Below are 23,435 nucleotides of genomic sequence, written 5' to 3'. Positions count from 1 at the left end.
GGGCGCCTACCAATGCGGCGGGCGCTCGTCGCCGATATAGACCTGCCCGTCGGCGCCTGCCTCGCGTTCGGCCTCGCGCTCCATGAGCATCTGCACACGCCGCGTCAGCATGGCGATCTCGGTCTCCTGACGTGCGACGATCTCCGACAAATCTTCGGTGATGCGGATCAGATGGGCGATTTTCTCTTCAAGGACTTGCATGTGTTAACACATACGTTTGATGCTGAACCGCGTCAACTGACCAAAACGGGGTAATCCGCGCCCGATCATGCGCGCGGTGCAGGGGGGCTTTGGGCGCGCGCGCCCTGCATCGCTTGCCCCTGCGGTCCCCATCGGCTAAACGCGGCGCAAGATTTGCCCGCAAGGAACCGGCTGATGTCCAAGCAAAAGAAACAACCCCGCCCCAAGGCGCTCCCGCCCAAAGGGTTTCGCGATTATTTCGGCGCCGAAGTGGCCGAGCGCGGCGAGATGCTGCGCAAGATTGCAGGGGTCTATCATCGCTACGGTTTTGACGCTTTGGAAAGCTCCGGCGTCGAAACGGTCGAGGCCTTGGGCAAGTTTTTGCCCGATGTGGACCGGCCCAACGAGGGCGTCTTTGCATGGCAGGAGGCCGACGAGGACGGCAAGGGCGATTGGCTGGCGCTGCGCTATGATCTGACCGCGCCTCTGGCCCGCGTCTATGCGCAGCATCGCAATGATTTGCCCACTCCCTACCGCCGCTATGCGATGGGTCCGGTGTGGCGCAATGAAAAACCCGGACCGGGGCGGTTTCGCCAGTTTTATCAATGCGATGCCGATACGGTCGGCGCGCCATCCGTGGCCGCGGATGCCGAGATTTGCATGATGCTGGCCGATACGTTGGAGGCCGTGGGCATCCCGCGCGGCGATTACGTGATCCGCGTCAACAACCGCAAGGTTCTCAATGGCGTGCTGGAGGCCGTGGCCGCAGCAGAAGCGCAAACCGCCGATGCTCCGCCCGCCTCCTATGAGGACCGCGGCGCTTGGGAGGCCAATATCCTGCGCACCATCGACAAATTCGACAAGGTCGGCGCGGCGGGCGTGCGCGAATTGCTCGGCAAGGGGCGTCTGGACGCCTCGGGGGCCTATATCGACGGCGTGGGGCTGAGCGAGGGGCAAATCGAGCCTGTCCTCGCCTTCCTGACGTCCAAAGGCGCAACCACCGCCGAAACGCTGGCCAATCTCACCGCCTCGGTGGGCAGCAGCGAGATCGGCCTTGAAGGCGTCCAAGAGCTGGAGCAGATCGCGGCTCTGGTCGCGGCGGGGGGCTATGACGCGGCGCGGATCGACATCGACCCGTCGGTGGTGCGCGGCCTTGGCTATTACACCGGCCCCGTGTTCGAGGCCGAACTGACATTCGAGATTTTCGACGAGAAAGGCCGTAAGCGGCAATTCGGTTCGGTCGCGGGCGGCGGGCGCTATGATGATCTGGTCAAACGTTTCACCGGCCAATCCGTGCCCGCCACCGGCGTGTCGATCGGGGTGGACCGGTTGCTGGCCGCGCTGCGCGAAAAAGGCCGGATCACCTCGCAAGAGCAAGGACCGGTGATCGTCACGGTCATGGATAAGGCCCGCATGGCCGATTATCAGGCCATGGCCAGCGAATTGCGCGCCGCAGGCATCCGCGCCGAGGTCTATTTGGGCAATCCGAAAAACTTCGGCAACCAATTGAAATACGCCGACAAACGTCTGTCGCCCGTGGCGGTGATCGAAGGCGGCGACGAGAAGGAAAAAGGCGTGGTGCAGATCAAGGACCTGATCCTTGGCGCGCAGATCGCCCAGACCGCCACATTGGAAGAATGGAAGGACCGGCCCAGCCAGTTCGAAGTGCCGCGCGCCCAGATGGTCGACAAAGTCGCCGAGATCGTGGCGCTGCACGCCCCCGCCGCCGCCATAGAGCAGGGCGAGGAGGCCTGATGCCCGACCGTTTGATGATCCGCAACGCGGCCGCGCAATTGCGCGCGACATTCGAGGCCGCGGGCGCTTTGCCGGTGGAAACCGCCGTGCTGCAACCCGCCGAGGTTTTGCTCGACCTTTACGGCGAGGACATCCGCGGGCGCGCCTATGTGACCTCCGATGCGCTGCGCGGCGAGCAGATGCTGCGCCCCGATTTCACCGTGCCGGTGGTGCAGATGCACATGCGCCACGGCGCCACCCCCGCGCGCTATACCTACGCCGGAGAGGTGTTTCGCCGCCAAGAGGACAATCCCGACCGCGCCAATGAATACCTGCAGGTCGGATACGAGATTTTCGACACGCAAAACCCCGCCGAGGCCGATGCAGAGGTCTTTGCGCGCATCTTCGAGGCGCTGGGCGATCTGCCGGTGCGGGCCGCCACGGGGGATATGGGGGTGCTGACCGCCGCTGTCGCCGCCTTGCAGACCACCGACAAACGCCGCGCCGCCTTGATGCGCCATATCTGGCGGCCGCGCCGGTTTCGCGCGCTGCTCGACCGTTTTGCGGGGCGCACGCCGCCGCCTGCCAGCCGCGCCGTGCTTTTGGCTCAAGACGACCCCTTCGAGGGGGCGGTGCAGATGGGATTGCGCAGCCGCGCCGAAGTCGAAGCGCGCATCGCCGCGCTGCGCGAGGATGCCGCCGCCGCGCCGATTTCCGAAGGCGATGTTTTGGTGATCGATTCCATTCTGGACGTGCGCGAGACCTTGCCGCACGCGCTGGAGCGGCTGCGCGATATCACCGTCGACATGCCCGCCATCACCGCCGCCGTGGACCGGATCGAAGCGCGGATGGAGGCCTTGTCGCGCCGCGGCATCGATGTCGAGAACCTCGATTTCGAAGCCTCCTACGGGCGCAGCCAGATGGAATATTACGACGGTTTCGTCTTTGGCTTTTATGCCGAGGCGCGCCCCGATCTGCCCGCCGTGGCCTCGGGCGGGCGCTATGATGCGCTCACCCGCGTGCTCGGGCAGGGCGCGGAAATTCCCGCCGTGGGCGGGGTGATCCGGCCGGGGTTGATGATCGAATTGGGAGGCGGCGCATGAGCATCAAACTGGGTGTGCCCTCCAAGGGCCGGTTGATGGAAAAGACCTTTGACTGGTTCGGCGCGCGCGGCGTGACCTTGGCGCGCACCGGATCGGAGCGCGAATATTCCGGCGCGGTCGAGGGGATCGAGGGTGTTGAACTGGTGCTGCTCTCGGCGGGCGAAATCCCGCGCGAACTGGCGGCGGGGCGCATCCATCTGGGCGTCACCGGCACCGATCTGATCCGCGAAAAGCTGGCCGGATGGGAGATGCAGGTCGAGGAGCTTGCGCCCTTGGGCTTTGGCCATGCCGATTTGATTATCGCGGTGCCGAACGGATGGGTCGATGTGAATTGCATCGACGATCTGGACGCCGCCGCCGCGCAGTTTCGCGCCAATCACGGCTTTCGGTTGCGCATCGCCACGAAATACCACCGTCTGGTGCGCGAGTTTTTGCGCGACAACGGCGTGGCCGATTACCAATTGGTCGACAGCCAAGGCGCGACCGAGGGCACCGTGCGCAACGAGACCGCCGAAGCGGTGGCCGATATCACCTCGACCGGCGAGACGATCCGCGCCAACCATCTCAAATTGCTCGACGACGGTTTGATGCTCAAATCGCAAGCGACGCTGTTTCGCTCGCGCATGGCCGAGGTGGACGAGACCGAGCGCGCGACGCTCAAGACCCTCGCGGCCAAACTCAAGGTCGATTGAGCGCGCTCACAAAAGCCCGATATCGGCCAGCGCCGCCGACAATTCGGGCGGCAGGGCATCATCGCCCTCGCGCCCTTGCGGCAAATCCTTGGGCGCGTCTTCGGGTTTGAGATAGCGCCAGCCTTGGAACGGGCGGCGCAGGGCGCTGGCGGTGCGGATCAGATGCGGGTCCAGAACGATGGCACAGCGGCGGATACCGTCGCCGCGGTCCACCTCTTCTAGCCGCAAGATGCGCTGGCGCGCTTGGATCTGGCCCTTGATCACCCAATAGATTGATCCGCCTGCCAAAATCTGTGGCTCGCGCTTGGGCCACATGCGGGTGACATGGCGCGGCAACCCGTCCGCCGTGTGGGTTTGGGGCAGTTTTTGCCATGCCTCAAGGTCATCCACACCCTCGGTGCCGACAGAAAGTTTCACAAGATGTATGTGTGTTGTCATCGCCACGTCCCAAGGTCTTGCGGTCAAATATAGGGCCAAGAGGGGCAATGGCAAGTTGACCCGAAGAGGGCATCCGCGTAGGTTCAAAAGCCTTCACGCCCCTGCGCGGCGGGCGGGCGAATCTGTATTTTGCCCCTGCTGTGCAACCCGAACAGACGCTGCTGCCACGTAGCCAAAACCCCAATAGGATCGCCTTATGAGCCGTTTTGCCGCCCCCATCGCCGAACAGATTTGGGACATGAAATACCGACTGAAAGACGCCGACGGCACGCCGCGCGATCAATCGGTCGAGGACACATGGCGGCGAATCGCGCGCTCTTTGGCCGAGGTGGAAAAAGAGCCGGCGAAGTGGGAAGAGGTGTTTTACGGCGCGTTGGAGGATTTCAAATTCCTCCCCGCAGGGCGCATCACCGCAGGGGCGGGCACGGCGCGCAAGGTGACGCTGTTCAACTGTTTCGTCATGGGCACGATCCCCGACAGCATGGCGGGCATTTTCGACATGCTCAAGGAAGCGGCGTTGACCATGCAGCAAGGCGGCGGCATCGGCTATGATTTCTCGACCATCCGCCCGCGCGGATCGGATGTTTTGGGCGTGGCGGCGGATGCCTCCGGCCCCTTGTCGTTCATGGATGTGTGGGATGCGATGTGCCGCACCATCATGTCCGCCGGTTCGCGCCGCGGTGCGATGATGGCGACGATGCGCTGCGACCACCCTGACGTTCTGGATTTCATCACCGCCAAGGCCGACGCGGCCCGCCTGCGCATGTTCAACATGTCGGTTCTGATCACCGATGATTTCATGGAAGCGGTCAAGGCCGACGGCCCTTGGGATTTGAAATTCGGCGACAAGGTCTATCACACGATGGATGCGCGCGATCTGTGGAACCAGATCATGCAGGGCACCTATGATGTGGCCGAACCAGGGGTGATTTTCATCGACCGGATCAACGCCGCCAACAACCTCAATTACTGCGAAGACATCGCCGCCACCAATCCGTGCGGCGAGCAGCCTTTGCCGCCCTACGGCGCCTGCCTCTTGGGGTCGATCAATATGGCGCGTCTGGTCAAGGATCCTTTTGATGCGGCGGCCTCTCTGGACGCCGAGGCGATGCAGGAGCTTGTCGCCGTGGCCGTGCGGATGATGGACAACGTCGTCGACGCCAGCCAGTTTCCGCTGGAGGCGCAAGCGCGCGAGGCCCATGCCAAACGCCGGATCGGTTTGGGCGTGACCGGATTGGCCGATGCGTTGCTGATGGTCGGCCTGCGCTATGGCTCGGACGAGGCGGCGCAGCAAACCGAAGACTGGCTCAAGGCAATCGCCCGCGCCGCCTATCTGGCCTCGGTCGATCTGGCCAAGGAAAAAGGCGCCTTCCCGCTGTTTGACGCCGAGCCTTACCTCGCCTCCGGCACGATGCAGGCGATGGACGAGGACGTGCGCGGCGCGATCCGCGAACATGGAATCCGCAACGCTTTGCTGACCTCGATCGCGCCCACGGGCACCATCTCGCTTTATGCGGGCAATGTTAGCTCGGGTATCGAGCCGGTTTTTGCCTATGCCTATACGCGCAAGGTTTTGCAAAAGGACGGATCGCGCACCGAAGAGGAAGTCGTCGATTACGCCGTGCAGATGTGGCGCGACAAAATGGGCGATGCGCCCTTGCCCGACTATTTCACCAATGCGCAAACTCTGGCCCCTGCGGACCACGTCAAAATGCAGGCGGCGGCGCAAAAATGGATCGACAGTTCGATTTCGAAAACCATCAACTGCCCCGAAGACATCGATTTCGAAAGCTTCAAAGACGTCTATATGCAGGCCTATGAAACCGGCTGCAAAGGCTGCACCACCTACCGGCCCAATGATGTGACCGGATCGGTTTTGAGCGTCTCGGAGACAAGCGAGGAAAGCCCCGAGGTCGATCACGGCGCCGATGTGATCTATATGGCCGACCCGCTGGAGCGGCCCAAATCCTTGGACGGCGCGACCTATAAGCTCAAATGGCCCGATTCCGAACATGCGATCTATCTGACGGTGAATGACATCGTGATGGGCGGGCATCGCCGCCCCTTCGAGGTCTTCATCAACTCCAAGAATATGGAGCATTTCGCATGGACCGTGGCGCTGACGCGGATGATTTCCGCCGTCTTCCGGCGCGGGGGGGATGTGTCCTTTGTGGTCGAGGAACTCAAAGCCGTGTTCGACCCGCGCGGCGGCGCATGGATGGAAGGCAAATATATCCCCTCGATCCTCGCGGCCATCGGCGGGGTGCTGGAGCGCCACCTCATCTCGATCGGCTTCATCGAGGGCGAAGGCATGGGCCTGAAGGCCGACCCGCAAGCCGAAGCCATGGGCCTCGACAGCCGCCCCAAAGGCAAGGCCTGTGCCTCTTGCGGTCAATATACCTTGATGATGGTCGAAGGCTGCATGACCTGCTCGAGCTGCGGCCATAGCAAATGCGGATGATCTAGCGCGCCGGTTTTGTAGATTGATGTGGCGTTTCACGCGACATGACCTAAACGTTTCAATAGATCATTTTGGCTGGTGATATGAGAAAACGGCCTCGGATTTCTCCCGGGGCCGTTCGCAAGTCTGACAGGGACAGACGATCGAGATTGCGCTGGACTGAAGACATCATCAGACGTTGATACGATGAGTGGAAAAGCTGAAGTTCGCTGTGGGTGTTAACCGCAATTGCCTCTTCAACACAGAAGGTAACCTTCTTGATGGACGAAAAAGAACGAAAAGAATCTGAAGTCGTTCTTCTGAAAGACATGCAGACCACCGCCGCACGCATGCGTGAGTTGATAGTGACAATGCCTCCGCACGATCTGCTTGGCTACATCTACGCTCAGCACACGCTGAAAATGATGACCGACAAAAGGATTACCGACGAGAAACAGCCAGGAGCCGACGGCCCAGAAGACCTCATCAACCAAAATCAATTTCTGCTTGAATACGTACATGCAGTGCTTGCATCCGATTCTGCACCCGACGACATGACGTTCGATGAACCTAAGTGCGTGGAACTGTATGACCTCAGCCAAAAACTGCGGGAGCAGGCAATGCTCTTCGCAATGGTTTCATCAGCAGGAACTAAAACCGGCGTATTCGGTCCTGACACTGCTGATATTGAATTTCGCGCGAAGTCTACGTGGGTCATGCTGCGCGGAAACCGTTACCAAGTCTTAGAAGGTGAGTTTTACCGCTACGTTCTGGCGCCGCATGATGATGTTCTGAAAGAGGTGTACGGCGTTGGTGCAGGCGATATCGCCGAAGGCTTCCAAGCGATGGCCAACGCCACACGTACTGGCCAAGCCAACGCTATTTCGGAGATTATGAAACAGTTTCAAGCGGCGCAGGCCTTTGCAGATGCAAATGAAAAGCCCCTAGAAGACATCACGGAAGCGTGGGGTGCGGAAAACGCGGAACAACTGAGCACCGTAAGCCGAGCAATAGATGATATGTTTCGCGGTGGCGTCGCCAACGTCAGCCGTCACACCAAACTCCCGCCGATGCTTCTAGCGGATTTGGCCTACAGTCGCGGGGAGGAAACAGAATTCTTCGCTGCCGGTGACTTTGCTGGTACACCTTACCGGACACTGCCTGCTCGCAAAAAAACCGTTGATCCAACTTGGGTCTGACTACTACGCTGTGGACCCATGTTTTGCCCGTGACGCAGGGTATCGCGCACTCCTCTTCAACCTTCTTCAGCGAAAGCCTGACTACAAGAAAGCTTTTGAAGATCGGCAGAAATTGATGAGCGAAGCGGCCTTCGCCGATATACTCTCTGCCCAACTCCCTGGAGCTAAAGTACTTCAGGAAGTCTATTACAAGGATCCCACCACCAAGCAGTGGTCCGAAAACGACACGCTCATCCTGATTGATGATGTACTTATATTGGTTGAAGCAAAAGCTGGAGCCGCTGCAACCATTGCATCACCTGAGCTAGATTTCGGTCGCCACGCTCAGTCCGTACAAGACTTGGTGCTCAAGGCGCATCAGCAATGCGACCGTCTTTTTCGTTACCTTGATTCCGCAGAGGAAGTGCCGCTTTATCAACGTATTGATGGCAAGTACCAAGAGTGCGGTCGTGTCCGCCGCTCCGACTATCGCGTGTTGGTGCCAATTGGACTTACTGTCGAGTCGTTCTCGCCGCTCGCAACATTCTGCAAGGAACTGCCGCAAGTCGAACCGTTGCTTGGACAGCATGCCTTCATTTCGCTGTCAATTGACGACTTGTTTGTGCTTAAGCGATTTTTGCCTACGCCAGGTTTTTTTGCCCACTACCTAGAGGTTCGGCAATCCGTAGCTAGGATTCGCCGTGCTCATCTCTTTGACGAGTTTGACCATCTTGGCGCTTACCTGACAAAAAATCGATTTGATCATGATTTGGCTGAACAGCTCAAAGGCGGTGAAGCCAACATGGTCTTGTGGGATGGAATGAGTGAGATTGTTGACAAGTTCTTTGAAGGAGAGGACTGGGAAACTAAAGCGCTTCCTATGCAGGAAATCCCGGTGGAGGTGTCGAAGATTCTTGATGCCCTTGATGCCACTCAAGAAAGCGGATGGCTTTCAGCAGAAAGTCATATCCGCGACTTCGGCGGGGAGGGCAAAAATAATCTCGCGAAAATGCTGATTGATCTTCGGAAAACCCTGACCGAGCACCCATTTCGTTACTTTTCTCTAGGTGGCGATGCTGACCCGCTCTTTGTCTGGATTCAGCAATACAATCGCCAAGTCGACTGGACACAAGTGAACAACAAAGCAAGCGCAGTCGCAGTGGCGCTCAAAGCTAAGAACGTTATTGGTGTCTTTGCTGAGGTCAGCGCAGATGGTGTTTATCATCAAGCAAAATCATTTGCAGTTCAAATTCCCACATCGCAGACGAACGAAAATGCCCACATCTATGAGGACGCCTCTCGAATGAGCCAACCTGCTAGGAGGATGATGCTCAACCGATCTGGACAAACTGCCCCGCCTGCTAACAAAGCCAAGAAAACAGGCCGGAATGAACCTTGTCCCTGTGGCAGTGGGAAAAAATACAAAAAATGCCATGGACGTTAACGGGCTAATCTATGATTGGTCAAAATAGACTCATCACCACCCAATATTATTTTGAGACCCCTTGGGGGGAACGTATAAGAATTTATGCAATTGCATTCTGCGAATATTCTGCTGTTTCAGTGGCGGTAAGCCTTACTTCAATTTGGATGAACTATGGAAATTAGTGATATTATCCCTAAAGACGGTGTTCCCCAGCGTATCTACTGCGGCAATTGCAATGCACACACCGAACTTGCTTTTTTTGACTTCGATGAAATTGTCTCCGGGGTCGCTATTAAAATTTGCGGTCTCCCCGTACTGAGGTGCCCAAAATGCGGCCATGAACAGCTTCCCGACGGTTCACGCTTTGCGATAGTAAATATTCACAAAGAGGCTTTTGAACGATCATCGAAGGTGGTTAGAGTCGAAAGGCGTAAACACACCGAAAAATTCGGGTTCACAAATGTGCCGTTTCTCTTCGACCCTGACGACTATTTCTACCTTCCAGGTTTGTATCGTTCCTTCGATGAAGGCTTCCTCCAGCCCGTGTTTTTTAATCGCAGTGTACTACTGAAGTACGACAACTCCCCTGCTTATAGGGTGAAATTTGCGTCGACTACTTACGGATCAATTGACACTCAGGAAGACAGCATAAGTTTTGGTCTCAATCGTCACGGACATGTCGTCATGTGGCTTGGGGATATCGCTAAGCTGCCCGAGAATGAGCAGTTTTATCTGCGCTCAGAGAACATTCCATCGGATCATTCACTTGGTAGCGAATTCTATGACGGTCAAATAGAAGCGGTGTTCACCGAACTTACCAAAGAGGAAGAGCTGTTCCGCCTTCGATCTGAATTTCTAAACAAGAGCTTTTCCAGGTTTGGTGTTGCATTTGGTCACCTCGAGGCGGAGGCTTATGATCTTGCGCTTTCTTTCAACCCGCCAGTCGTCGATACACCGAAAGAGCGACGTCACGTCGCCGACACCTTGAACAAGGTCTATTTGGAGTCTCTGGACAACGCTGCGCTCGACGGAGTTGTAAAAAGCCTTGGCGCGAAATCTCCGGGGCCCGGAAGTTTGAAGCGTTTGCAGACCATAGTGGAAACAATGGCATCAAAAAAAGAGGTCGCGACGCTTATGTCGCCGCTTTATGTGCTCTACGACCTGCGCGTTGCATACTCGCATTTGACGCCGGGATCAAATTCGCCACAGTTGGAATCCGTGACAAGACGCCTTGGCCTAGAAACAGATGCATCGCTCTTTGACATCTATGAAAAACTCATTGCGGGCCTTTCTAGTACGTTTTCCACGATGTGCAAAATTTTGGAAAACGCTGGTGAGTACAAAGCTGTTCCGCACTAGATCACTACAAGTTGCCAAGTTCGGCAATGAGACCCAGGTTATCAATCGCTTCGTTCGCCGCCGAAAGTCGGTTCAATCTCCCGAAACGTTACTACTGCGACGCTGTTCTCCTCTCCAACTTTTGCAAACTGCAGGGGAGTCGCTTGGCTCATGAGAAGAACCCGCTCTATTTCGTTCACTTCGAAGCCTACAAAAGTCGAAAGCGCTTGTCGGTTTTCTTCGATTTCTTTGCAGCGGTTTAAATGCTTTCGAAGAAGGTCGGGTTTTCCGTTTGGTTTTACCTTGCCTTTGTATTTGCTAAGTAGCCGCGCGATGTCGCCCATAGTCTTGGCGAAGGAAAGGTCCTTGCACTCGACAACCAGCACACGTCTTTGTTCTTGGTTCCAAGCCAAGACATCGACATCACCAAAGCCCTGCTTTTTCGCACGGGAGAGAATTTGCCCATCTGATAGATTTGACCCGGCCTTCCAGCCACAGCGACGAAACTCTTTCGCCACCGTTTCATTGAATTCTTCTCCCTCGCTACCATTGATCCTGCCCATCCATTTGAACATGCTTCCGCCAGCGCGAAAGAACTTCTGGTCAAAATCTCCAAGGCGCGCATCAGAGACGTATTTCAGAATGTGCAAGTATGTCATTGCCGGAGCAACAAGACAGGTCGGATCATGGCGCGTGTCGAGCTGAATGATCGGTCGTGAGACTATTGAGAGTTGGCGCTGGAAGCGCCAAGGGTGCCAGCTCGACTCCTCAAAACCCTCCGGTACAACGTTCCATGATGCCCTGGGCGCGAAGAGGAAAGGTTCTAGGCACGCTCTTAACCGCTCTTCTTCCAGCCCTGTGTCGGCTGCTAAACGAGCCAAAAGTTCGGAAAGCCGCATAGGCATCACCGCCTTGCGATCGGTATGAGCGATTGTTTCGAAGCCGCCGAGAATTGCTGCTATCTCATCAATGGAAGAGCCATACTCATCAAACCAAGCCTGTTCGAAACTCTCATCCAACTCTGACTTGTCCGACTTTGGGTGATCATTTTCCCAAGCCCGTGGCTGGGCATAGTTCTCAACATAGGCATCAGCGGCATCGCGTAGTGCCTGCGACTGAAAGCTCTGTCCAAAGGGTGTGATGACATCATCCGAGAAGGAGTGATTCATCATCACATCGCCTGCGGGGGATATCTTGATCTCCGCTGGCATCATCCCTGCTTCCATAGCAACCGAATAGCCTCCAAGGTGATGAAGCAGCGCGGCGCGCGACATGAGTTGAGCAAGATCATACCGCCCCGGCGTCAAACCGTCATCAAGTGGGCACTCTGATACGGCAGCTTCCACAACCAGCCTGGAAGCCATGCTCGCGGCATTCAATTTTGCAATCGACTCCGAAGCCTCATCCGTCGCACCTCCCTCGACGGTACTTAGAGCATTCACCGAAGCGAAGGTTCTCTTCCAAGTTTCGAATTCCTTCATCGCAGCTTCATGGTTTCGAAGCAGGGCGTAGATCGTCTTAAGGCGGTTGAAATTGGAAAGACTGGCTTTCAGTTCGCTCACAAGTGCATCAACCAGTTGGCGAAGATAAATTTTGCAGTCCTGAAGTCCTTTGATGTAAAGGCCTTGCGAAGGGTCGCGGCACTTCCAACCTAGACCAAGGCGCGACTGTGCATCATCCAGAGATGTGATCTTGACGACTGATCTTGGTAGATCGTCCCTGATGAAATCGCGGACGTTTGGCACGGTAAAGCCGTGAAAATGCCTCGCATGTTCAGAGGGCATCACGGCGCTTACAACGGCCTCGATTTGCTCGTCGTCAACGGTGTCTTTTAACTGACCAATAATACTGGAAACCATTGCACGGACGACAATCCGCTCTCCGAGATTATCGTGACGTTGCGACGAGAGGAGATATCCCTCATGCAATTGAATTCTGGCGGCAGTATATCCCGCAATTTCGATCGGTTGCGTACTTACTTGGCTAGATATCTCCTTCTCATCGGGGATGGTCGTAGCCTCCACGGGCATTTCATGGTCGTCAAAAAATGCCTTAAGGCAGACATTGAGGTTTTCCGTGGTCACAGTTTCATCCAAGTGTCGGAAAACCTGTTCACTCCAGTGCATCACCATCGCAAGCATGTGGTAGCTTAGTGAAGCGTCCGTGCCTTGCGGGACACGACCCTCTATCCAATAGGTTCCCTTTTTTCCTAGATAGACAGATCTCCACAAGTCACCGCCGATACCTTCAAGGTCGACATAAAAGGGAGATAGCTCATCGGTGCCGTATCTCGGCGTCCCACTGTTCCGCCTAAATCGCGACAGCGTTCCATCGGGGCGTCTCAGCGTTTTAATATGCGCGCCAAGATTTGCTCTCTGACGCAGGTTCAGATTTGAGTTAATCGGTAGATGAAGAAAGCTTGCTCCGGGAGCATCCAGAAAATCGTCCTGAAGCTTTTCGTGCGGAACAATATGCCCGTGGTTCTCCTTCATCCACGCGTACAAGTTCAGTAATCCGTTAGCATTTAGGATTTCAATCCCCATCGCCTCGGCGCTGCGCTTTGCATCCAAAACACGGAATATCTCCAATGATGAAAACGAAGGGAGACGCGACAAAGTGAAGGCGTCAAAGGCAGGCATCATTTCAATGCGCCAGTTTGGTGGTAGTTCATGCAACCCAAACCCAAATCCGCGCCCCCAACCACAGCCGATGACAAGGGTGACAGCCTCCCGATATCCAGCTCTTTCCGAAACCTCGCTGTGTGCTTCTTCTATTGCGCGCCCTACGAAGTCGGCCGTCTTGTCGAAGTCGTTGTGTCCTGCAAAAGTACCATTCTCATAGCCGTCGAAGCTATCGACCACGAAAACAACGTGAAGATATCTGCCCGAGTCGATTTCTTTCGTGGCATGGGATACATAAAGACCAGCATATTTTGCAAGTTGGGGCGTAAGGCGAGTATCCCCCAAAAATGGCTCTGATGAGAAAAGACGGGTATATGCATTTGTAATCGAGGCGTGCAAAACCTCTTGCATGTCTGCTTCAATACATTGCTCAATGATGAAATGGCGGATTGCCAAGCCTATGACGCTTGGCGCAAAAAATATCAGACCTTTCTTTGTCTCGTAAACCGGATGCGCCTCGACAGGGGTGTGACCAGGTTGGAGCTTGTCTAGTAGCTCAAAGGTATCTTCATGAATGATGAAGGGATGTAGCTCTTGCCTGGTGACACCAATTTCATCCAACTCATCGAAAGAATAGGTGACGTTCTTCATCAGCTGTGACCAGACTTCAGCGCCCGGCTTTCTAATTTTTGAAGCTGGTGCTGTGTTTCCAACGAGGAACTCGTCAACTCCAACTTGTTCAGCCATCGTCTGAGATACTCTCAAGAGCGCCCGCACCGAGTTTTTCAGAGCGAGATAGGCTCCGCGATCGGGCATATCATCTAGAGCATTCAGGAAAATCTGTGTTTGAAATGCGTTTCCTTCCGCGGTGCCTTCGAAAACCAGAAATGATTCTGATGAGAGCGCAACCGGAGCGACGAAAACATCCTCTGCAGGATCTTCCACGCGGCCACATGTGCCTTCGTCAAGTTGGTTAAACCAAGCGGAGGCCTTTCCAGGAGTGATTGAAACCCGGCCCCGCGCGAACATAAGCGCGAGGTGGATAAGGATTTCAAGCCGGCGATTGTTAGATTGGAACTCAGGCAGGGTCAGCATCGCGCCAAAACATGACAGGCAAGAACTAAGTGAACAGTGCTTCATAGCCCGAATGACTAGGGGATACTCTGCTGCGAAATCACCGTAGTCCCTGCTCAACTGTGGCAGAATGATTTCATCAGTGTTCGGCTGGCCCGTTACCGATAGCTGCGCGGTACTCATGTCAGGTGGGCCAGACTTGCCTTTGATGAAGTCTGAAATCAGCTTAAATACGTCATCTTCTTCGTTCATTTTCGCGAAATCACTTGCTGCTCGTTGTGTCCCGCTTCAGTTGCAAGAACTGCGCCAAGCCAAGTTCTTTCGGCGATAGTACATCCATCTGGTGCGCGTCGGACTGCGGGAAGGACACACTAGTATCTTTCGTTTGCTCTTACCACTGCGATCGAGGAGACGCAGAGATACCAGTGTTCAGTCCAATTTTGCCTATGACAGCAACTCAGACTAACATCCACTTTGGCAAAGCTACACTGCGGCATAGGCTAACACGCTTTCAGTCTGGAATGGGCCGTTGTGCCCGTTAAATGCGGTATCTTACCAATTCCGCCAACTTAAGCCCATTGTCGCGGCGATGCTTTCTGGGCAACCAGCCTGAACACGACTTCGATATGCGCGGACCGATAAACCGTTTTCTAACGCGATTACTTCCCATTCGTCATCTGGGTTATGCGCTGTTTCCCGTACCCCTTCAGTTGCGGCTCTTTCAACCGACCAGCCTCGTTTGATCCGTTGTTTGAACGTCTGGAATGCTATCCCATTTTCTTCAGCAATAGGCCATGCTGGAAGGCCATTCTCTAGTGCGGCCAAGTCATCACGATGCCGATTTTCGAAGGCAGCACGGTCATATGGGTATTGGGTATGCTCGCAGGGAACAGTCCATACCTTCACTCCATTTGCAGCGTCCTCTAATCTCACCGCTGAGGCATCATCTAAGGGAAATGGTTTTAGACCGTAGCGGCAACAAAGCCACCAGGCATCTTCTCGACTTGCGGCTTTGCCGATTGTTTGACCGCCCAAAGGTGCAACAGAGTAAATCATCAATTTTTTCCTTTTCAAAAATGGTGCGAGCGGTTCTCTTGGAGTGCCCTGTGAAACAAGATGTAAGTACTCGGGACCGTTGAGAAAACAGCTGCGCGCTGACATTTTCCACGATTGGAATAGGCTGCTGCAACTTCGATCCGTCAGTACGATCAAGTTCGGGTTTCAGGGTTGCGGCGAATGCCCGAAGAGTGAGTTGTAGTCGCCGAAACCGAGCGTCGCGCCCAAAGCTCGCTCTGGGCCGATGCTTGCGCAGGCTTAGTGGCTTACGCTCCCATGCTTCGCAGCTACCTGATCGAAGATATTGTTGCGTGCCTGGCGAGTTCAGAAATTGCGTAGCGAGGGGGTCAAGTTTACCTGAAGCCGTCGCACACAACGCTTTGAGGGCGTAACCGCCTCACGGCATTTCCCTCTCCCTGAAACGTCTGTTTCACCACTTACGTTAATAGCAGAATTGAACATTCACGCAGTGCGCTCCTAACGTAAGTTAATAATCAAAACTAACCTTGAAAATCATGCATTTACGGGTTGTTTGGGGCCGGATTGGCTCTTGATTGTCTAACGGAGATGCCCCTAGAATCGGGGGTGTTGGAACGTTCGTTCCGACACCAGCGTAAATACCAGTCTCTGCCAAAGGCCGTGAACCATGGATGCCAATAAAATGCGCCAGCAGATCGTGAAACTGCACCTCGGGATGTCGAACACCACGATCAAAGAGTTCGCTGAAAGCATCGGGTACAGTCGGCCAGCGGTGTCGAACGTACTTGCCGGGCGCAAGCGGTCGGCGGCGATTGAGGCGGCCATCGCCGCGCGCACGGGGTTTCGCGTCGAAGACCTGTGGCCAGCGGTGGTCTCAGGGACAAAGGAGGAGAAGCGATGATCTAGAAAATAGAAAAGCCCCGAGAGCGGACTCTCAGGGGCCTTCACGTCGATTGGTACCCGACACTCAGAAGGTCTCTCGAATCCCCTCAAAAGTCAAGTCTGGCGGCCGAGTCTTTTGACCCGATTGGTCGAGTTCGGTCGCCTTCCACCATTCGACAAGAGGAATGTGTGCGGTTCACCTTAACCCTATTGGTCAGGGAGTGATCCCGCACACCATTAAAAAAACATGGAAAAAGAAATCTTCAAAGCCCCACTGGGCAGCCGTTCAACACGCAATCTGTCTGAGGGTTCGCGCTGGCGCACATATGTTGAAACAGGCGGGTTCCGCCCGCATGGGGGAGACAGTCAGAAAGTCGTGTTTGACAGTCTCGCTGAGTTTGATGCCTTCACCACGACATCAGCGCTCTATCCCGTGGCGGATATGGTCGAGCAGCCGCCTGCCATCGAGTATGTCGACGCGGATGGTCGCGCGCGCCGAAAGGTTGTGGATCAGCTCTACACATTAACGGACGGGAGCAGGTTTGCTGCCGAGGTCAAACCGGCAGAACGCGCCAGGGCTCAGAACCTTGAGGCACAACTGGGCTATGTGGCGGCAGCGATGCCAGATGATTTCGCGGATAATCTGGTGCTGATCACTGAGGAAAACTACGACCAGTGGGAGGCGCTGAATGCACGGCGCTTGTTTGCATACAGGCGTGAGGATGACCCGGAAGCGGCTGCAATAATCGCAGAGCTTGCGTCTGAGATCGATCTGCCGGTTTCGATCCGAGAGCTGATAGTGAGAGCAGCAATCGGTGGCAGGGCCTGGCCAGAAATATTCAAAGCAATCTATGCAGGTGTCCTGCGCCCGATACAGGACGGGGTTATCGATCTGGGCATGCTAATCGAGGGAGGCGTGCAATGACTGATATCATTCGTCTCGAGCCCTATTCGCAGTTTCAGCAAGGTGGCGTCCCGGGTCTTCTCGTGGAGCAAGGGCCGTTAGGTGTCATCATCAGTCGCTGGAGTGAAGGAGAAATTGTCTTTGACGAGCTTACTTATGACGAGATCAGCACAGGTCTGAAATCAGGTAAACTTGTTATCCAGGATGGCTATCACAGTGAAGAGGCCGCCCGACAACGTGTGCAGTTTGCGGATCAGATCGTCACCCATCTGCCTGCAAAACAGCGCGCAACAGTCTTCTTCCGTCAGGCCTGGTGCGATCTTTTTCTGGATGCTGAAGCACGCGGAGAGATCGGCCGCTATTGGAAAGATGTGGAGATCTGGATCCGGAGTGTGGCGCAGGAAATCACGGTGCAGATTCCACAGCCTGATAAGGATGCCGGGAAGCGCAAATATGGAGGCAAGAAGCGGTCGCGAGACGAGATTGATCCGCCAGGCTCCTCGAGCCTGTTGCGTTGGGTGCGGGCCTATCAGGCCGGAAACCGCTGTATTCTCGCGCTCATAGACAAACGTTATCTGGCGGGACGGACGAAGGTTAAATTTGGACCCGAGAGCGCCGCCCTGCTTCGCAAATGCGCGGATCGATATGCGAGTTTCAAGCGCCCGTCGAAGAAGAGTGTCATTCGCCAGACCAAGCGAGCATTCCGGCTGGCGAACGCGTATCGGATAAACCAGGGCCTGCCGCCTTTGGCCATTCCCGCAGAAAGTACAATCTACAGGGAGATATGTCGTCTTGAGCCTTATCATGTGATGTGCCAACGGCAGGGGTTGGAAGCGGCCAACCGGCATTTTGCAATTATCGGCGAAGGTCTGAATGTCCTACGCCCCGGAGAGCGGCTGGAAATCGATGAATGGAAAGTCGACCTGATCACCTTCTTTGCAGAGGCGGGTGTGTTCGGTCAGCTGACTGAGGAACAGATCAAAGCTCTGCCAAAAGGGCGACGCTGGATCTATGTCGTGATTGATGTGCGAACGCGACTGATCCTCTCGGTGAAGGTCTGCGCGACCCCGAAAGCCGAAGATGCAATCGCGGCGTTGGATCTGGCAACCCGGGATAAGGCGGACCTTGCCCGTCTCTTTGGTTGTGCACTTCCGGACTGGCCCGGCACCGGTTTTGAAACTGTTGCCTCAGACCAGGGGACGGCCTTTGCGAATTTTGATTTCCGGGGAGCTGTGACAGATCTCCGGGGAACGGTCATGTTTCCACCTGCGGGCGTGCCCAAGCTTCGCGGACATATCGAGCGTTGTTTCAGAACCTTCGGTGTGGAGCTGATGGAATGCCTGAGCGCACGCACCTATTCAAACATCGTCGAAAAAGGTGATTTTGAGCCTGAAGATTATGCTGCGCTCGCGGATGACGAGTTGACCCGGATCCTGGTTCGCTTCGTTGTCGATGTATACAACAACAAACCCCATGGAGGCATCGGAGGTCAGACACCGCTGAACTGCTGGCGGGAATTGTGCTCGACCGTTGGCAAGCCCCGCCCTCCGAGCCGGATTGAGCGCCTCGGTGCATTCGGTCGGAAATATACCCGGAGTATTTCCGGGCGCGGGGTTCGCTTTGCGGGCATCTTCTACACCTGTGAGTTGGTCCGGCATCATTTCCTGTCCAATCCCGATCTCGAAGTTGAAATCCGGGTGGATCATCAGGATCTTGGCCTCATCGAAGTTAATCTCGATGGTGTCTGGGTTGTTGCCCGCCCCCTGGCGAAAGGGTTTGATGGTCTGTCGCTGGATCTCTGGACGGAGGCCTGCACCAATTTGCGCCGCCGTTTCGAGGCGGAAGCAGAACTGACACAGGATATAATCGATCAGGCCTTTGCCGATTTTTCTGAAGAGGACCGCGCGGCCTCGCAGAGGCTCGGGCTTTCGGCGCTTGCTCCGACAAAGGCAGATGTTGAGCGCAATCGAGAGCATCTCTGGCTCGGCCTGGAAGTCATTGCGGGTATTGCTCCCACGGTGTCCAGGAAAAAACGAGCTCTCCTTGATGGCGTGATCGCCAAGGCCGAGGTGGCACTACCTCAGGTGTCGGCAAAAACGCCTGAGAACGATGACGCGGAGAAGACCATGCCGGTCTCGCGTCCTCGCTGGCGGATGGAGGACGGGCAATGACGCATATGTCCCGTGAGGAGGTCAGCCACATCGTGGCTGACCTTGAACACCGCTTTATCGCTCATGACACTTACCTGGAACTCCGGGAGCAGATCGACGATATTCTCTACCGACGCAAAGCGCATACAGCTGCTGGCCGGGTGACAGCGCAACGCGGCATTGTTGTCATTGGCAATGCAGGTGCTGGCAAGAGTTTTGGCATCGAACATCTTCTGCAGAAGCATCCGCATGTGGCTTATGGAAAACCGTATAATCAGGCTTTGACAGTTCGCTTGGCGTCGGAGGCCACGATCAAGGGTGTCGGTCTCGATACCCTCGAGGCATATGGCTATGAGAGCAAAGGTGCCCGGACGGGACATTCGATCTGGCGGCAGGTGATGCGTCAGGCGCGTTCACATAAGACGCTTTTCCTACATTTTGACGAGGCGCAGCATATCCTTCGGACCAAGTCGAAGTCTGAGTTTGATCAGGTGATGCTGGTCTGGAAATCGTGCCTGGAATACGCTGAGTGGCCGGTCAGCCTAATCCTCAGCGGCACCTGCGAACTGCTGGATCTGATCAACCGAGATGACCAGCTTAGCCGCCGGTTCGATCCGGTACACTTTATGCCAATGACATTTGCCTCCCATGGGCACGAGGTGACGGCGGTACTGGACGCTTATCTTGATGCTGCAAAACTTTCGCGCGGCAAGACGCTCGATAATTCGACGTTCGTACGACGACTGCTACATGCGGCCCGCTACGAGTTCGGGTCGAAAATTGGGCTGATCATATCGGCTATCAATCTGTCATTGCGCGAAGGGAGCCAAGCCCTTGAGCTAAAACACTTCGCGGGGGCCTATCGCAAACAGAAGCGCTGTGTTGATGCATTAAACCCATTCATTGCTGAGAATTTCCGCTCCATTAAGACGGGTCAGCTTCTCAGCGGCGCAGAGCTGGAGATTACGCCAGCAATCAAGAGGGGGGCTGCATAATGCAGGTTTTGCCGATCCTCATCCCATTGATGCCGGGGGAGACCCCAGCATCCTTCGCATCCCGGCTTGCCTGGACGAATGGTCTTTCCTTTGCCTCGGAGTTCTGCACCGATCAGGGCTTTACGCTTCAGGCCATCGCTGACGGCGATGAAAGGGCCCTTTCGCGCCTCGCCCAGCTTGGCGGAGTAGAACTTGCTCAACTGATGCGCGGTGTCGTTTGCAAAGTGTCGACTGGGCAATACCGGCTGGCCGGGCAGCTTGTCGAGAAACGGTGGATTACGCGCAGGCGTCTGCGGTTCTGTCCTGAATGTGTCGCGGATGACATCATGACAGACACTGCCGGTAGTGCGGCACAAAGATGTGCCTGGCATGTGCCTTCGATCCGGACATGCCGCCACCACCAGGTCAGGCTGTATGACGACGACAGCTATTCGCACAGCCGTGGGCCACATGATTTTGCAGGGCGAATTCGTGACTTTGGTCTGGGGGAAGATCAGTTGAGAGAACTTGGCGTGCCGCAAGCATCAACAGGTCTCGAAGACTATCTGACCCGTCGGCTCGAAGGTGAATGCCAGGGCAATTGGCTCGACAGCATGGAGTATGGTGCGGTTGCGATTGGTGCTGAAATCTTCGGTGTTGTGGACCTGTTCGGTGTTGCTGCGAAACCGAAGTTCTTGTCAGAAGAAGAAAAGCGTTGTGCAGCTGCGCGAGGCTTTGAAATCCTGTCAGAGGGCGAAGAAGGCTTGTTGCGGCTGTTACGACGGCTTCATCTTGGCGCCGACTCTCCCATATCACTCTCGCGCAGAAACTACGGCTGTTTATACAACTGGCTCGAGCAATCTCATGCAGAGCAATACGAGCCCCTACAGGATCTGGTCAGGAAATTCTTCGTTGAAACCTATCCCATAGGCGAGGGCGGTGACGTGCTTGGTAAAACCTGCACAGCGCGCCGTGTCCACAGTGTTGAAACTTTGCGGCGCGAACTTGGGCTAGGGCACCGCCAGACTGTTGAGCTCCTATGTGCCAATGGGTTTCTAAAGCTGGACGATCATTCAGGCAAAGCTGTGACTAATGTTGTGCTCGACGCACAGGCGGTAGCGCCACTTGTCAACAGTTTTGCAGGGGCGATCTGTCAGGTTGCAGCACAGAAGAAGATTAATGCTCCAAGGGCGCAGTTTAGTGTGCTGGTTGCAGGCGGGGTAATTGCTCCGATTGCGGGCTCCCCAGTTAGGCGACCCTACTACGATGAAAAGCAACTCGACGCGTTTCTCGCCAGCATCGTTCCGCATAAAACAGCCACGAAAGCAGAGGGGCTTGTCGGAATTCAGTCGGTTTGCCGCAAGGCTGTTGCCGGTGCGGTCGAAGTTGTGGGACTGATACAGAAAGGCGATCTGAACACCATTGCGAGGGATGTCGAACAAGAAGGGTATCTATCGGTGCTCCTGGATCCGGAAGAGGTCGCTGATGCGTTGCGCTTGATCAAGCCAAATGGATATCTGCGTTCCACTCTGTCGGGTTTCCTTGGGGTGAATGCATCTGCCGTCCGTTACCTGGTGGACGAAGGCTATTTGGAGCTGGTTCGTGCACGTCACCCGATCTCCCGTAAGTCTGTCCAGGTGGTGCCTTATAGCTCTGTCGATCAGTTCCTCGAGCGATATATTCCTGGAAAGCACTATGCCGAGTTTCTGGGGTATAAGACTCGGAAGATAACCGATCAGTTAATCAGGGAACGGGTCTCGTCTATTCAAATGTGGGAAGAGTGCGGAGGTCGGATCTTCGTGCGAAGCGAAGTCCTGTCTGGGGAGGAAGAGCGGAAAAAACGTTTTCCGCTAAAGCATGCAGAAATCGCTTGGCCGGATCCGTGAAAGCTTGTCGTCGTTTGGTAAGCGGGCCAACTTCAGGCTACAGGTTCTTCGGGTGCTGTGTTGGAAATGGCCGATATGCTGGATCCGGCCCTGCAGGCATCAGGCTGTGATCCGGCGGCCTTCCTGCACAATCCTAGGCCGCTGAGCAACGACGGGGCCAGTAACATCTCGGGTGAACTTGCCGAATGGCTGGAAGAGAAGAAAATGGATAGATTCAGAGGGACACCATACCACCATCAAACAAAGGGCAAGACCGAACGTTTGCATCAAAACCTGAAGAACCGGATTCTGTTGGAGGGATAATATCTACATAATTTGCGAAGATGAGAAAGCTTAGGATTGCGCCGCTCGAAATGCTAGACGGGTATGCCGGTTCAATTAGCGAAACCTCGCAGGTCGCGCAGGGAGAATAGTCTTTCTAAGAGGGGATGACTTCCTTTACATCGTGTTTGGCTCGACGTCTGCCCAATGCTTGTTGACGGGCAGTGAGCGGGCGCGGCGGATGATGTCTTCGAAACGCACGGGCATAAAATCCCAAACATCGACACCAACGTTTACGCTGTTTTGCGAACCTTCCCAGTTGTCGTGCACATGGCCGAAAAGCTGAAGCGCTTCGCGACGCGCGTGGTTCCACGTAATCATCGGGTAGTGACAAAGTGTGTGCGCTTGGTTCTTGGCGCCGTCCCGTACCTCGGCAAGATGTGAGATGCTGGCCCAAGGCAAGGCCAGCGTCGGCTCCCGATCATGGTTGCCCAAGATCAGGTGCTTGCGGGCACCAGGTAGCTGGCCGAAGACCTCAGCGAGGTAGGAGGACTCTTTGGCTTTGGGGCCAAACGCAAAGTCACCGACAATCCACAGATCATCATCAGGGCCTACTGTCGCCCAGAGGTTCTCGATCATGGTAGCATCCATTTGTCCCACGCTGGCAAAGGGGCGACTGCAAAATCCGATGATATTTTCATGCCCGAAATGGGTGTCGGCAGTATACCAATTGGCCATATGTGTTCTCCGTTGTGCGTTGGTGACGCGGACGGAGACGGATGTATGCGGAGATGGCGATCATCATGAGCGAACAGCGCGAAACCGCCCGCAAAGATGTGCGAGCGCTAAGTTTGGGGTATTTGGTTGCGCGATTTCGTCATGCAGGTTCCATAGCGGGTTCTTGTGTATTTGGCCATCCAGGATCGAGTATCCCCCGTCGAGGGCCTCAAGTTTCACATGGAATCGCTGAGATTTGACCCCTCTCGTTCAACCTGAGGGCGGTTTACATAACACCCGTTCCGCGACGTTCGCGATTTGTAGCGGAATCGCCAATCATCCGGCGGTTGCGTAACTTGTCATTCGAGGCGTCTTTCGGCGATGACTGCAATGCGGGACTTT

General features: G+C 55.5%; 18 protein-coding genes. 13 read left to right on the top strand and 5 right to left on the bottom strand.

Annotated elements, in window-relative coordinates; all coding sequences use genetic code 11:
- Positions 1-6: 6 nt before the first annotated feature.
- Positions 7-201: a SlyX family protein gene (locus ABWV64_RS15520; protein WP_353346917.1), complete on the bottom strand. Its 195-nt coding sequence runs from the start codon at positions 199-201 to the stop codon at positions 7-9.
- A 174-nt stretch (positions 202-375) separates the two neighbouring features.
- On the opposite strand from ABWV64_RS15520, the gene hisS reads away from it, so the two are divergent.
- The 3 genes from hisS to hisG are packed head-to-tail and all read left to right on the top strand — an operon-like array spanning position 376 to position 3,709.
- Positions 376-1,935 carry a histidine--tRNA ligase gene (gene hisS, locus ABWV64_RS15515; RefSeq protein ID WP_353346915.1) on the top strand — a complete coding sequence of 520 codons (1,560 nt, stop codon included), beginning with the start codon at positions 376-378 and terminating at the stop codon, positions 1,933-1,935.
- Positions 1,935-3,017, top strand: coding sequence for an ATP phosphoribosyltransferase regulatory subunit (locus tag ABWV64_RS15510; protein WP_353346913.1), 1,083 nt, complete (start codon positions 1,935-1,937; stop codon positions 3,015-3,017). The genes hisS and ABWV64_RS15510 overlap by 1 nt, the downstream gene beginning before the upstream one ends.
- A complete protein-coding gene (hisG, locus tag ABWV64_RS15505) occupies positions 3,014-3,709 on the top strand; it encodes an ATP phosphoribosyltransferase (RefSeq protein ID WP_353346911.1) in 696 nt (231 codons plus the stop codon). Before ABWV64_RS15510 ends, hisG begins: the two co-directional genes overlap by 4 nt.
- A gap of 6 nt (positions 3,710-3,715) precedes the next feature.
- Here hisG and ABWV64_RS15500 read toward each other — a convergent pair whose 3' ends face one another.
- Positions 3,716-4,147, bottom strand: coding sequence for a DUF1489 family protein (locus ABWV64_RS15500; protein ID WP_353346909.1), 432 nt, complete (start codon positions 4,145-4,147; stop codon positions 3,716-3,718).
- Positions 4,148-4,343: 196 nt separating this feature from the next.
- Between ABWV64_RS15500 and ABWV64_RS15495 the strand changes: the two genes are divergently transcribed.
- The 4 genes from ABWV64_RS15495 to ABWV64_RS15480 all read left to right on the top strand — a co-directional run bounded on the left by ABWV64_RS15495 (position 4,344) and on the right by ABWV64_RS15480 (position 10,550).
- Positions 4,344-6,608 (top strand): adenosylcobalamin-dependent ribonucleoside-diphosphate reductase, encoded by a 2,265-nt coding sequence (locus ABWV64_RS15495; protein ID WP_353346907.1) that lies wholly within the window; start codon positions 4,344-4,346, stop codon positions 6,606-6,608.
- 260 nt (positions 6,609-6,868) lie between these two features.
- Positions 6,869-7,786, top strand: coding sequence for a hypothetical protein (locus tag ABWV64_RS15490; RefSeq protein ID WP_353346905.1), 918 nt, complete (start codon positions 6,869-6,871; stop codon positions 7,784-7,786).
- A gap of 115 nt (positions 7,787-7,901) precedes the next feature.
- Entirely contained in the window at positions 7,902-9,209 is a 1,308-nt protein-coding gene (locus ABWV64_RS15485) for a YecA family protein (RefSeq protein ID WP_353346903.1), read from the top strand.
- A 153-nt stretch (positions 9,210-9,362) separates the two neighbouring features.
- Positions 9,363-10,550, top strand: coding sequence for a hypothetical protein (locus ABWV64_RS15480; protein ID WP_353346901.1), 1,188 nt, complete (start codon positions 9,363-9,365; stop codon positions 10,548-10,550).
- Positions 10,551-10,591: 41 nt separating this feature from the next.
- Here the strand turns inward: ABWV64_RS15480 and ABWV64_RS15475 are convergent, their stop codons facing one another.
- Positions 10,592-14,476, bottom strand: a complete 3,885-nt coding sequence (locus tag ABWV64_RS15475; protein WP_353346899.1) for an anti-phage protein Upx-like protein — start codon at positions 14,474-14,476, stop codon at positions 10,592-10,594.
- Between the two features lie 300 nt (positions 14,477-14,776).
- Positions 14,777-15,280 (bottom strand): hypothetical protein, encoded by a 504-nt coding sequence (locus tag ABWV64_RS15470; RefSeq protein WP_353346897.1) that lies wholly within the window; start codon positions 15,278-15,280, stop codon positions 14,777-14,779.
- 646 nt (positions 15,281-15,926) lie between these two features.
- Between ABWV64_RS15470 and ABWV64_RS15465 the strand changes: the two genes are divergently transcribed.
- The 6 genes from ABWV64_RS15465 to ABWV64_RS15440 all read left to right on the top strand — a co-directional run bounded on the left by ABWV64_RS15465 (position 15,927) and on the right by ABWV64_RS15440 (position 22,358).
- On the top strand, positions 15,927-16,160 hold the full coding sequence (locus tag ABWV64_RS15465; RefSeq protein ID WP_353346895.1) for a hypothetical protein: 234 nt from the start codon (positions 15,927-15,929) through the stop codon (positions 16,158-16,160).
- A gap of 228 nt (positions 16,161-16,388) precedes the next feature.
- Positions 16,389-17,066 (top strand): hypothetical protein, encoded by a 678-nt coding sequence (locus ABWV64_RS15460; RefSeq protein WP_353346893.1) that lies wholly within the window; start codon positions 16,389-16,391, stop codon positions 17,064-17,066.
- The gene (locus tag ABWV64_RS15455; RefSeq protein ID WP_353346891.1) at positions 17,063-19,216 is read left to right on the top strand and encodes a TnsB C-terminal domain-containing protein; all 2,154 of its coding nucleotides are present in this window, start codon (positions 17,063-17,065) and stop codon (positions 19,214-19,216) included. Before ABWV64_RS15460 ends, ABWV64_RS15455 begins: the two co-directional genes overlap by 4 nt.
- Positions 19,213-20,190, top strand: coding sequence for a TniB family NTP-binding protein (locus ABWV64_RS15450; RefSeq protein WP_353346889.1), 978 nt, complete (start codon positions 19,213-19,215; stop codon positions 20,188-20,190). The genes ABWV64_RS15455 and ABWV64_RS15450 overlap by 4 nt, the downstream gene beginning before the upstream one ends.
- Positions 20,190-22,055, top strand: coding sequence for a TniQ family protein (locus tag ABWV64_RS15445; RefSeq protein ID WP_353346887.1), 1,866 nt, complete (start codon positions 20,190-20,192; stop codon positions 22,053-22,055). Before ABWV64_RS15450 ends, ABWV64_RS15445 begins: the two co-directional genes overlap by 1 nt.
- Before the next feature lie 75 nt (positions 22,056-22,130).
- Positions 22,131-22,358: a hypothetical protein gene (locus tag ABWV64_RS15440; protein WP_502902683.1), complete on the top strand. Its 228-nt coding sequence runs from the start codon at positions 22,131-22,133 to the stop codon at positions 22,356-22,358.
- A gap of 135 nt (positions 22,359-22,493) precedes the next feature.
- Here ABWV64_RS15440 and ABWV64_RS15435 read toward each other — a convergent pair whose 3' ends face one another.
- Positions 22,494-23,054 (bottom strand): metallophosphoesterase, encoded by a 561-nt coding sequence (locus tag ABWV64_RS15435; protein WP_353346885.1) that lies wholly within the window; start codon positions 23,052-23,054, stop codon positions 22,494-22,496.
- Between the last annotated feature and the right edge of the window lie 381 nt (positions 23,055-23,435).

The organism is Litorivita sp. NS0012-18, from assembly GCF_040371945.1.
In the GTDB taxonomy this organism is placed as follows: Bacteria; Pseudomonadota; Alphaproteobacteria; order Rhodobacterales; family Rhodobacteraceae; genus Litorivita.
Note: the sequence above shows the minus strand (reverse complement) of the source record. Positions and strands in the feature narration are given on the sequence as shown.